The following is a 12,515-nucleotide window of genomic DNA, read 5'->3' on the forward strand; positions in this document are numbered from 1 at the left end:
CTAACAACTCACTACCCACCACTCACTATTCACAACTCACTATTTCCCCTCTTTCTTCTTCTTCTTCAACGCTTCCTTAAACTTTTTATCCTCTGCTTCTTTTTTCTTTTTGGCGTCTTTAAGCAAATCTTCCTGGTCTTTTTTGGCTTCGTCGGCACTTTGCTTTTTGAATTTTTCTTCCTGGGCCTTACCTACGCCAGCGCAGGGTTTTATACCGCTGAGGATGGTTTGCCATACGGTTTTAAAAAAAGGAAAATTTGCGGGCCTGATAAACGCCACCTTTGCCGAGCGCGGCGTATTGCTGCCATCGTCCGGATTATCGTGTTTAAGGATAAAAGTATTGGCCAGCGTGGTGATGATGGTTTTTTTGGTATAATCTTTCCGCAATACATCCACCTGCAGGTTATTATATAAAAACGATACCGTCCCCGTAGATGTTTTTTGGGTGCTGTGAACGTTAAAATCGAGGCTTTTTACTTTGCCTGACGTAACCTTAACCAGCGATAACGGCATAAGGGCCGGGTTTACTTCCGCGATATCCATGGGTCCCAGGTGGCCTTTGTAGCTATAGCTATAAGCCGCATCACTCAAATTAAAATTGAACGACACGTTGAACTTTCCCTTCCCCATAAAATAGCTGGTAACATCGGCCGTGCAAATGTTATTTTTTTGCACCAGTTCCTTTTTGTTGGTGAGGTTTAAAAACCGGGCATTAATGTTATCAAAAAATATCATCCCTGTTTTCATCGACTTTTTATTGAGTTGCCTGTAGGTTACGGCAAAGCGTTTCAGATCGAGCGTATCGATATTAAACTTCGCCTTAACAGCATGGCGGATGGCCCAGTTCGGAAAGGTAACCAGCCTGTCGGTAGTTTGCAGCTTACCGTTGTAGTTGCTGTACACTTCAAAAAAGCCTTTATACATGGCAAGCCTGGCCACATCCAGGTCCTGGCTTTTTTGGTAGTTCATGTAATCGAAATGATTGAACACCGTCGAATCTATCCGCAGCGTAAACCTGTCGTCTTTTACGCTATTGAAAAACGTAATATGGTCCACTGGTTGCAGGTTTAGCCCGGTTACTATTAGCCGCGCCGTTTGGGTAGACAGCATTACCGATCTGACTTTAAATTTATACAAGCCATCTGCCGATTTACTGCTGTAGTTGTATAGCTCCGTCCTCACATCCTTACAAAACAAAAACCGCGAAGTGTCTTTTTGCGTGGCGGAATCTATCAGCAAATTTGTGGCCTTCAGGTTTAATTCTTTAAACTGCGATACGGCTACCTTCGGCCCGGTGTAATCCCTGTATTTAAGTTTTACATCGTTTAAATAAATCTCGCCTACATTGATCAACTCAAGCGATTTGGAGATCTTTTGCCACAGGGTGCGGTCGTCCTTTTTTACGGTGTCCGTTTTTTGATTTTGATGATAGCTTACCTCAACATCCGGCGCGTTCAGCGTAATCCGGCCTATGTTCAGCTTCTTTTTAAAGTACAGTGTAAGCAGTTGCATGTGCGATACCACCAGGCGCTTCACCTGCAGCTCGTATAAATTATTTGGCGCGGTTCCCTGTTTTTTCTTCAGGTTGTATACCGCGGTATCTACGCTTAATTTAATATCGTACAGGGTGGCTTGTCCCTTTAAAATGTGCAGCTCGGTATTGCCTATGTCTATACGGTAGAGGCTGTCGCTGCTTTTTAAAACCTGGCTTTTTATTTTATCGGCCAGTTTTGGCGCGAAGTAACTATTGGCGAATAACGCGACTATCAAGGTAAGCACCAGTAACCCGAGTACGACGATGAGAGATATTTTTTGCCAGCGATGCTGTAGTAATTTAAATGCCATTTAAGGATATTTAGATATGTTGAGATGATTGTACCGGTAAAGGGCTTTGTTTTAACAACAAAACATTCATTTTGTTATCTGCTGACAAACTGTCACATCATTATATAAAATTTTGTATTTTTGCGGTTCAATTTTTAAGAATGACGATGGATTTGCTTATTCCGGATAAGGTGCATGATGAGAGCAGGCAGGGCGAAGCTTTGTTATTGGAGCCTGTTGTAGGTAAAAATAACGGGCGAAAGCTTTATATAGAAAGTTATGGCTGCGCCATGAATTTTTCTGATAGCGAGATAGTAGCTTCGATACTGGCCGATAGCGGTTTTGAAACCACCAGCGATTTTAACAACGCCGATGTGGTGTTCATCAATACCTGCTCCATCCGCGAAAACGCGGAAGTGCGCGTGCGTAACCGCCTCAAAGAATTTGCGGGTGCCAAGTCTAAAAACCCCGGGATGGTGGTTGGCGTATTGGGCTGTATGGCCGAGCGTTTAAAAGCCAAATTTTTGGAAGAAGAAAAACTGGTAGACGTAGTTGTAGGCCCCGATGCTTACCGCGACCTGCCAAACCTAATAGAACAGGTGGACGGTGGCCAGCGTGCGGTGAACGTATTGCTTAGTCGCGAAGAAACCTATGCCGATATCAGCCCGGTACGTTTAAACAGCAATGGCATCAACGCCTTTGTATCTATTATGCGTGGCTGCGATAATATGTGCTCGTTCTGCGTGGTGCCTTTTACCCGTGGCCGCGAGCGGAGCCGCGATGCGGTTTCGATAGTAAAGGAATGCACCGATCTGTTTAACCAGGGCTACCGCGAGGTAACTTTGCTTGGGCAGAATGTGGATTCATACAAGTGGAAAAAGCCTCACCCGGCCTCACCCCAACCCTCTCCAAAGGAGAGGGAGTTAGAGACTTCTTCTGAAGTCCTCTCCTCTGGAGAGGATTTAGGTGAGGCTCCTAAAACCGTAAACTTCGCCAACCTGCTGGAAATGGTTGCATTAGTTAACCCTGAATTGAGGGTTCGCTTCTCCACCTCGCATCCCAAAGATATTACTGATGAGGTGCTGTATACCATTGCCAAATACGATAACATTTGCAACTACATCCACCTGCCGGTGCAAAGTGGCAACAGCCGTATACTGGAGCTGATGAACCGCACGTACGACCGCGATTGGTACATTAACCGTATCGATGCTATCCGCCGCATTATCCCGGAGTGTGCCATATCTACCGATATGATCACCGGTTTCTGCACCGAAACCGATGAGGAGCATAACGACAGCGTAAGCATGATGGATTACGTGAAGTACGATTTTGCCTACATGTTTAAATACAGCGAACGCCCCGGCACATTAGCCGCCAAGCGCTACGCGGATGATATCCCGGAAGTTGTAAAACAAGCGCGTTTGGCGGAGATAGTGGCTAAGCAGCAGCAATATTCTTTTTACCGCATGCAGGCTCGTTTGGGACGGGTAGAGAAAGTGCTGATAGAAGGCTTCTCCAAAAAATCGAACAACGATTATTGCGGCCGCAGCGACCAAAACGCCATGGTGATATTCCCGGTAACAGAAGGTTACAAACCAGGCCAGTACGCGAATGTATTGGTGGAGAGGACAACATCGGCAACCTTAATTGGTAAGATAGTAGAGTAATTTGAGGATTTGAAAATTTGAAAATGATTTAATCTTCAAATTTTCAAATTGCCAAATTTTCAAATGGAACAAATGGAAATACAAGAAATTAAACAGCGCTTCGGTATCATTGGTAATTCGCCATTGCTTACCCGGGCCATCAATATAGCTAACCAGGTATCCCCTACAGATATTTCGGTACTTATCACCGGCGAAAGCGGGAGCGGTAAGGAGGTGTTTTCGCATATCATCCACCAGATGAGTCCGCGCAAGCATGGGCCGTTCATTGCGGTAAACTGCGGGGCCATCCCCGAGGGTACTATCGATTCTGAATTATTCGGGCACGAAAAGGGTGCTTATACCGGTGCGGTCGGCGAGCGTAAGGGTTATTTTGAAACCGTAAACGGCGGTACCATATTTTTAGATGAGATTGCCGAAATGCCATTGGGCACCCAGGCGCGCTTGCTGCGTGTTTTGGAATCAGGGCAGTACATCCGCGTGGGTTCGTCTAAAGTAGAGAAAACCAACGTGCGCGTTATTGCCGCAACCAATGTGGATGTATACGATGCTGTTAAGGCAGGCAAGTTTCGCGAGGATCTTTACTATCGCTTAAACACTGTTCCCCTAAGGATTCCGCCGCTGCGCGACAGGAAGGAAGATATTTTCCTGCTGTTCCGCAAATTCACGTCAGACTTTACCGACAAATACCGCACGCCGCCCATCCAGCTGGATGAGGATGCGCAGCAGGTTTTGATCAACTATACCTGGCCGGGTAACGTTCGCCAGTTGAAGAACATGGCCGAGCAGCTGGCCGTTTTAGAGCGCGACCGGATCATCACCGCGGCTACTCTGCTCACCTACATCCCTCACGAAACAGGACGCAGCAATTTACCTATGCGCCTGGATAACCAGCCAAAAGAAGATTTCTCCGAGCGTGATATCCTGTACAAAGTGCTGTTTGATATGAAGCGCGATATGGTGGAATTGAAAAAGCTTGTGGCCGATATGATTGAGCATGGCGGGGTAAGCACCAATTATCAAAACCATTCGCAAACGCTAAACCAGTTATACCGCGATATTGAATTACCGCAAAACAATCATAAGGAAACGCAATTTACCCTGCAGCAGCCGGTGAATACCAGCAATAATAATGCTGATGCTTACAACATTACGCAGGAAGCCGAGGAGGTAGAAGAGTCGCTATCGCTGGTTGATAAAGAGTCGGACCTGATACGCAAGGCGTTAAAAAAACACAAGGGCAAGCGCAAACTTGCGGCAAATGAGTTGGGCATCTCAGAAAGAACCTTGTACCGTAAAATAAAAGAGCTAAATTTATAGTTATCATAGGTATATGACCAAAAAGCTATTTTTAAATACGGTATTGCTGGGTGCCGTAATCTGTTTATTCAATTCATGTTCGGTATCGTTAAACGGGGCCACTATCCCGCCGGCGTTAAAAACCATCAACATTCAGTATTTTGAGAATACTGCGCCGCTGGTGGTAAACACGCTCAGCCAGGATTTTACCGAGGCACTGAAGAACCGTATCCGCACACAAACCAATTTAAGCATTGTTAGAGGTGCTGAGGCGGATGCCATGATGTCGGGCGCTATTACGGGTTACAGTTATGCGCCTATATCTATACAGGCCACCAACAATAATACCGCCCCAATTGCAGGTGCAAGCCGTTTAACCATTACGGTTAGCGTTAAGTTTACCTACGATAAGGATAAAAAGCTTAGTTTTGAAGAATCGTTTACCAAATCGAAAGATTTTACCGGCGATATTTCTTCGCAGGAGCAACAGCTGATACAGGATATTAATAAACAGTTAACCGACGATATTTTTAATAAGGCTTTTAATAATTGGTAGGCAATTTGTAGTTTTAACCAGGTGGATCAAAACATAGATAACAGGCAGAAAGAAATTTTGTGGGATTTGCTGGCAAACCCGGCCGAGAACGGCCAGGTACACGCGCATAATTTAGAGCAGCTGGTACAGGATAATCCGCAAAGCGGGTTATTGCAGGTGATGTATGCGCGCTCGTTGCAAACACCCGATATCCGTAAAGCCGCCGCCTATTTCAGCCCAAAAGCGCTTCATAAACTCATGCACAACCCGGACGGGTTGCTGCCGGTATCTCGCGACAGGGTAAACCAAACCTTCAACGGCAACCAAACCACCGAACCCGAAAATTACTTTAACATTGGCACTGCTACCGAAGCAGCCGAACTGATAAGCCATGCTCCTGTTGCCGAGACGGAAGCCCTGATCACACAAGACGTTGCCCAGCCTGCAGATAACTTTGCGTCAACTGAGGCATCCACCCCTGAGCAGGACGGGCAGCAACTACCGGCAGCGCAGGAGGAGGAAAAAACTTTTGCCTTACCAGCCGAAGATCTTACAGCAGAACCCGAAGTACAGGACGAGCAGACATACGATACTCCCCCGCCGTTGCCGCAATCAGAGCAAACAGACCACCATCAGGCGGTACAAACCGAGTCGGCTTCACCCACATCTGATGATGACGACGAGGATGCATTTGCCAACCCATGGGACCTGTCCAAATTGGACGATGTTGAGGAGATAGCAGTAGCAGAGCCGGAAGCAGAACAAGCCCAGGAACCGGTTATTGAAACTTTAGCCCAACCGGAAACTGAACCCGAAAAAGCTCCTGAACCGGAGACAGAAAAAGCGCCCGAGGCACAACCCGAACAGGCCGCTGAACCTGTTGCCGCTGTTGCACAGCAAGAACCACAAATAGAAACATACGACCATTCGCTTTCGGCATTTGAACAGCATGCAGTTAACCAGGCCGACACGCCGGGTTCGAACGAACCAGCGGAAGTATCGTCATTTGAGAGCTACTACCGTCCCGAAAATGTTTTTCATAAACAGGATGAGATTGAGGATGAAGTTTACGACGAGATAGTAAGCATTGATGAGATAGGCGTGGAAAGCCTCGGCAATAAATTTGCCGAGGATCCCGAAGAAGCATCTGTAGAAGCCGCCGAACCGGACGAAGAAGCTACAGCCGCGCAACAAACCTATATAGACGACGAAACCGAGAAACTGATCTACGGCAACATAGCCGCTACTGACTATTTATCGTTCGATAAAAAACTGGATGAGTTACGGGCAGGCACTACCGGCGCTGCACCGCAGCCCGAGCCTGTTGCAGAAGCACCTGTTGCGCAAGCACAACCGGTAAGCGCAGCACAGACTCTACCGCAAATTTCAGAAGCCGCAAAAGAGCCGCATATTATATCTAAATACAACGACGATACCCTGCCATACAGCTTTATGTGGTGGCTTGATAAAACCCGTAAGGAACACGCGGGCGTTAATCAACCCTATGCAGAACCGGAGCAGGCAGCGCAAACAAACGATGCAAAAAAAGACGCGCCGGATGAATTGCAGCAACAGTATTACGCCAATATTTTCAGCCTTACATCGGTTAGCAGTATAGGCGAAATACAGTCGCCCCAGATTGAATTTGACCATACAAAAAAAGAAGATATCATCATCGAACGCTTTATCCATACCGACCCGCAGATCAAGCCGCTTTCGGCAGATAAGCTGGATAATGAGAATAAGGCCAAAAAAAGTTCGGAAGATCAGGATGCCATGGTGACAGAAACACTTGCCCGCATTTATGGCGACCAGATGCTATATCATAAAGCTATAGCTACTTATAAAAATTTGATGTTGAAAATTCCGGAAAAAAAGCTTTACTTTGCAGCCCAGATTGAGCAGTTAGAAAAGAAAATCAATTAATAAATAAAGAAATGTACTTAGTTTTAATCGTAATTACCATCATCCTTTGCATCTTGTTAGGGCTTATCGTATTAATACAAAACCCTAAAGGCGGTGGTTTATCATCAAATTTTGCAGGCTCATCGCAATTAATGGGCGTACAAAAAACCGGCGACTTCCTTGAAAAAGGCACCTGGGTACTGGCTATCAGTATCATGGTTTTGTCGCTTGTTATTAACGTATCTGTAAAAGGCGGTTCACAAAAATCAGAAGACCCTGCGCTGATGGAGCAAATTAAAAAGGCTTCTAAACCAACCAGCACTACACCGCAGCAAACTGTTCCTCTGACCGTGCCTGCACAACAACCTGCCCCTAAAAAACCGTAATATATATTAAAGCGAATATCGAAAGGCCTTGATTTTTTCAAGGCCTTTTTTGGCTAAATATAAGTCCTGACATGATGACACCAACCATAAAACTTGCGGGTGTATGTGGCATGGCTTAAGCCGCAAGGCTGACAATAAAACAGGAATGTATGCCAATGCGGGTTTATTTACCGGCTTGGCATAATTGATGTGAAAACCAATAACGAAAACTTAAAATTATAATTTCAAAAAAATAGTATTACTATGTCATTAAACATTAAACCAAGTGCAGACAGGGTGGTTGTACAAGCCGCTGCTGCCGAAACTAAAACTGCTTCGGGTATCTACATTCCCGAGACAGCTCAGGAAAAACCACAAAAAGGTACTATAGTGGCTGTTGGCCCGGGTAAATACGCCGATGTTTCGGGTACCCTTATCCCAATGACCGTTAAAGTTGGTGACGAAATTCTATATGGTAAATATGCAGGTACCGAAGTTACCGTTGACGGTAAAGAATACCTGATCATGCGCGAATCTGATATCTACGCGGTATTTAATTAAGTTGTAAAAGGTTAAAAACGTTTTAAAAGTTAAAAACGTTAAAATTTGATAATGCTAACTTTTCTAACTCCTACAACTTTTCTAACCCTTCTAACTAAAAATCAATCATTCAAAATTAAAAAAGACAATGGCAAAACAAGTTAAATATAATGTTGAGGCACGTGACGCTTTAAAGCGCGGTGTTGATATTTTGGCTAACGCAGTTAAAGTAACATTAGGCCCAAAGGGTCGTCACGTAATTATCGATAAAAAGTTCGGTTCACCTGCTATCACTAAAGATGGTGTAACTGTAGCTAAAGAAATTGAACTGAAAGACCCTATCGAAAACATGGGTGCGCAAATGGTTAAAGAAGTAGCCTCCAAAACTGCTGACATTGCAGGTGATGGTACTACTACTGCTACCGTTTTGGCACAAGCTATAGTAACTGCAGGTATTAAAAACGTTGCAGCCGGTGCTAACCCAATGGATTTGAAACGCGGTATTGATAAAGCAGTTGCTGCTGTTGTTGCTGATTTGAAAGCTCAAAAACAAGATGTTGGCGACGATTTCGGTAAGATCAAACAAGTAGCTTCTATCTCTGCAAATAACGATGAAGTTATTGGCGAGATGATTGCTGACGCGATGAAAAAAGTTGGTACTTCTGGTGTTATCACCGTGGAAGAAGCAAAAGGAACTGAAACTGAAGTTAAAACTGTAGAAGGTATGCAGTTTGACCGTGGTTACCTTTCTCCGTACTTTGTAACCAATTCTGATAAAATGGAAGTTGAGTTAGATAACCCATACATCCTTATCTACGACAAGAAAATTTCTTCGATGAAGGAATTGCTTCCTATCCTGGAAAAACAAGTACAAACAGGCAAACCATTATTAATTATTGCTGAAGACCTTGATGGCGAAGCATTAGCTACTTTGGTAGTTAACAAGATCCGTGGCTCACTAAAAGTTGCTGCGGTAAAAGCACCAGGCTTTGGCGATCGCCGTAAGGCTATGTTAGAGGATATCGCTGTATTAACCGGCGGTACCGTTATCTCTGAAGAAAGAGGCTACAAATTAGAAAGCGCTGACCTGAGCATGTTAGGCCAGGCTGAGAAAATTTCTATCGATAAAGACAACACCACTATCGTTAATGGTGATGGTGATGCAGACTTGATCAAAGGCCGTATCGGCGAGATCCGTGCGCAGATAGAAACTACTACTTCTGATTACGATAAAGAAAAACTACAAGAGCGTTTAGCTAAATTAAGCGGCGGTGTTGCTGTTCTTTACATTGGTGCTGCTTCTGAAGTAGAAATGAAAGAAAAGAAAGACCGTGTTGACGATGCTTTACATGCAACCCGTGCGGCTGTAGAAGAAGGTATTGTAGCTGGTGGTGGTGTTGCATTCATCCGTGCGGTTGATGCTTTAACCAACCTTAAAGGCGCAAACGAAGATGAGAACACTGGTATCCAGATCATCCGCCGCGCTATCGAAGAGCCACTTCGCCAGATCTGCCAAAACGCAGGTGTGGAAGGTTCTATCGTAGTACAAAAAGTTAAAGAAGGCAAAGGTGACTTCGGTTACAATGCACGTACTGATGTTTACGAAAACTTAATTGGTGCCGGTGTTATCGACCCAACTAAAGTAAGCCGTGTAGCATTAGAGAACGCAGCTTCTATCGCATCGATGTTGTTAACCACCGAGTGTGTGTTGGCAGACGATCCGGAAGACGAAAAAGGCGGCGGCATGCCACCTATGGGCGGCGGCGGCATGGGCGGCATGATGTAATGCCCCCTAACCCCCTAAAGGGAGAATAAAATTTTAAAACCTCTGTCTAATAAAATAGACAGGGGTTTTATTTTGGACACTATTTTATCCGTATGAAATGGGTACAATCAATTGATATACCGCTCTTTTTGCTTTTTTGAGGGCGATTGTAACGTGTTAGGTGAAATTTTCGTCATCATACTGTTAATGGGCTTATTAGGCACAGCGTTTGAATATCCCACAGTATTATGAAAAACCTCAGAAATAAAAAAACACAGATCCACAGCCGCATAGTTGAATGGGTACTGTTTAAAGGCCCGGAGCTATTCGTGGCCATCTATAGCTAATCAGCGAAAAATCTATAATTTTGCTCCGCTATGGAGCTAAAAGAATTTTATAACGCATTTCACGTTTGGTTAATACACAGGGGGCCTAACTACGCCGCCGGTATCATTGCCTTTTTTGTCGGTTTATGGTTTATCAGGTTCTTAAAGGGCCGCCTCCATACCCGGATGGATCGCAATGCGGTTCATTCATCTTTACGGCCATTCTTTTTAAGCCTTACAATTACCGCCCTTTACGTACTGCTCATCATATTTGTAATGAATATCATCGGTTTCGAACTGACCGTATTCACTACTATTATTGGCGCGTTCAGTGTGGCGGCAGGTTTGGCCTTGTCGGGCACCTTTCAAAACTTCGCTGGCGGGGTGCTCATTTTATTACTAAAGCCTTTCGAGATAGACGATAGCATTGTTGCCCAGGGGCAGGACGGCAGGGTTACCTCTATACAGATCTTTTACACGGTGCTTATTACTGCCGATAACAAAACGGTGATCATCCCCAACGGCAAGCTTTTTAACGAAGTAATTGTAAACGTAACCCGGGAGGGACGCCGCAGGCTCGATTTTGAAATAAAGCTGGGTTACGCCGCACCAGTTCCGCAGGTTAAACAGATCATCAATGATGCTATAAAAGCGATACCCGCCATATTGCACGAACCCGCAACCCGCGTTGGCGTAGTAGGGCTGGAAATTGACGGTGTAAAATTTACTATAAACGTTTGGGTAGAACCCGCCAACTTCCTCTCCACCAAAATTGAGCTACAGGAACGCATCGTCATCGGCCTCGCCGAAGCCGGGGTTAAGCTGCCAGGAGTTTAGCTTAGAATCAAGAAATAAGAGACAAGAATCAAGAAAGAAAAAGGAGGAAAACTGCTTTCGTCTTGTATCTTGGTTCTTGTCTCCTGACTCTACTTCCCCTCTAAATCCTTTGCTTAGCTTTCAGCTCCAAATACCGGTTTATGGTATTAATGGTCAAATTTTGCGGGGTGCTGAGGATGGATTGGATGCCGTGGGCGGCCAGTTCTTTTACGATGAGTTTTTTATCGTAGGCGAATTTTTCCGCGATGGTTTTGATGTATATCTCCTCCACATCCCTGGCGGGCTGCTCGCTCACCTGCTTTAGCTCGGTATTCTCAAAGAAAACCACCAGCAGCAAGTGAAACCTCGAGATCCGTTTTAAAAACGGAAGGTGCCTTTGCATAGCGGGCAAACTTTCGTAATTGGTAAAGAACACAATCAGGCTGCGCTGTTTTACCACATTACGAATAGTGCTGTAAAGCGCCTCCATATTGGTTTCCAGGTAGCGGGTTTTCTCTTTATATAATATCTCCAGGATCTTGTTTATCTGCGTATGCTTTTTGTCGGCCGGTATTACCGAGCCGATTTTCTCGGCAATAGTGATCAGCCCAGCCTTATCCTCTTTTAACAGGGCCACGTTGCTTAGCACCAGGCTGGCGTTAATGGCGTAATCCAGCAGGCTCAGGCCTTCAAACGGCATCTTCATGGCGCGCGATTTATCTATCACGCAATACACCTGCTGCGATTTTTCGTCGGTGTAGGAGTTAGTCATTAGGCTGCCCTGGCGCGCCGAAGCCTTCCAGTTGATGTTGCGGTAGTCATCGCCGGGTACATAGTTCTTTATCTGCTCAAACTCCAGGCTATGTCCAAGCCTGCGTATTTTTTTGATGCCGATCTCGCTCAGCCGGTTTGATATGGCCAGCAACTCATACTTACGCATTTGTAGGAACGACGGGTAAACCGGCAGCATTTCTGCCTGCCCAAAGTTAAAGCGCCTGCTCACCAGGCCCAGCGGCGAACGCACAAACACCCTAATGCTCCCAAACTCGTATTCGCCGCGTTTAAGCGGCCTTAGTATATAGCTGATGAGTTTGTGTTCGCCGGCACTTAAAGTCGTTTTAAACCACACGTCGCGCTTCTGGAACTGCACTGGGATCTCATCGATAATACCCGCCGATACCGAAAACGAATAACGGTTCTCTATATAGATGCCTAACTCATTATCGTCGCTGTTGCTCAGGCGCTCGGGTGCATGCCTTTTGGCAAACATGGCATCCTTTACACGGTAAAGCATTACCAGGTCGATAAGGGTAAGCAACACCAGGCCCCAAAAGAAAAATTCGGGCAGGTCGCCAAGCCATGGAAAGAAGAACGAAAACAAAAAGAACACAACGCCACAGGCCAGCGCCAGGAAGAGCCTGCCGCTTAAAAATAGATCGGTATAAAACAGCGCTAATAGTTTCTTCACCTGCG

The 12,515-nt window shown here is 45.4% G+C and carries 10 protein-coding genes; 8 read left to right on the forward strand and 2 right to left on the reverse strand.

Annotation, left to right across the window (positions count from 1 at the left end; translation table 11 throughout):
* Window positions 1-39: 39 nt before the first annotated feature.
* Window positions 40-1,845: a hypothetical protein gene (locus tag ABIX36_RS23590; RefSeq protein WP_348084625.1), complete on the reverse strand. Its 1,806-nt coding sequence runs from the start codon at window positions 1,843-1,845 to the stop codon at window positions 40-42.
* A gap of 146 nt (window positions 1,846-1,991) precedes the next feature.
* On the opposite strand from ABIX36_RS23590, the gene ABIX36_RS23595 reads away from it, so the two are divergent.
* The 8 genes from ABIX36_RS23595 to ABIX36_RS23630 all read left to right on the forward strand — a co-directional run bounded on the left by ABIX36_RS23595 (window position 1,992) and on the right by ABIX36_RS23630 (window position 11,063).
* Window positions 1,992-3,494 carry a MiaB/RimO family radical SAM methylthiotransferase gene (locus ABIX36_RS23595; protein ID WP_348084626.1) on the forward strand — a complete coding sequence of 501 codons (1,503 nt, stop codon included), beginning with the start codon at window positions 1,992-1,994 and terminating at the stop codon, window positions 3,492-3,494.
* A 72-nt stretch (window positions 3,495-3,566) separates the two neighbouring features.
* Entirely contained in the window at window positions 3,567-4,811 is a 1,245-nt protein-coding gene (locus ABIX36_RS23600; protein WP_348084627.1) for a sigma-54 dependent transcriptional regulator, read from the forward strand.
* Window positions 4,812-4,824: 13 nt separating this feature from the next.
* Entirely contained in the window at window positions 4,825-5,346 is a 522-nt protein-coding gene (locus ABIX36_RS23605; protein ID WP_348084628.1) for an LptE family protein, read from the forward strand.
* 21 nt (window positions 5,347-5,367) lie between these two features.
* A complete protein-coding gene (locus ABIX36_RS23610) occupies window positions 5,368-7,251 on the forward strand; it encodes a hypothetical protein (RefSeq protein ID WP_348084629.1) in 1,884 nt (627 codons plus the stop codon).
* A gap of 11 nt (window positions 7,252-7,262) precedes the next feature.
* Complete coding sequence (gene secG / locus ABIX36_RS23615) at window positions 7,263-7,616, forward strand: preprotein translocase subunit SecG (protein ID WP_348084630.1); 354 nt, start codon at window positions 7,263-7,265, stop codon at window positions 7,614-7,616.
* 243 nt (window positions 7,617-7,859) lie between these two features.
* A complete protein-coding gene (locus tag ABIX36_RS23620) occupies window positions 7,860-8,156 on the forward strand; it encodes a co-chaperone GroES (RefSeq protein ID WP_348084631.1) in 297 nt (98 codons plus the stop codon).
* Between the two features lie 127 nt (window positions 8,157-8,283).
* Window positions 8,284-9,921 (forward strand): chaperonin GroEL, encoded by a 1,638-nt coding sequence (gene groL / locus ABIX36_RS23625; RefSeq protein WP_348084632.1) that lies wholly within the window; start codon window positions 8,284-8,286, stop codon window positions 9,919-9,921.
* Between the two features lie 356 nt (window positions 9,922-10,277).
* On the forward strand, window positions 10,278-11,063 hold the full coding sequence (locus ABIX36_RS23630) for a mechanosensitive ion channel family protein (RefSeq protein WP_348084633.1): 786 nt from the start codon (window positions 10,278-10,280) through the stop codon (window positions 11,061-11,063).
* Window positions 11,064-11,163: 100 nt separating this feature from the next.
* Here ABIX36_RS23630 and ABIX36_RS23635 read toward each other — a convergent pair whose 3' ends face one another.
* Window positions 11,164-12,510, reverse strand: coding sequence for a DUF58 domain-containing protein (locus ABIX36_RS23635; protein ID WP_348084634.1), 1,347 nt, complete (start codon window positions 12,508-12,510; stop codon window positions 11,164-11,166).
* Window positions 12,511-12,515: the final 5 nt, after the last annotated feature.

It is taken from the genome of Mucilaginibacter sp., from assembly GCF_039925265.1.
GTDB lineage: Bacteria > Bacteroidota > Bacteroidia > Sphingobacteriales > Sphingobacteriaceae > Mucilaginibacter.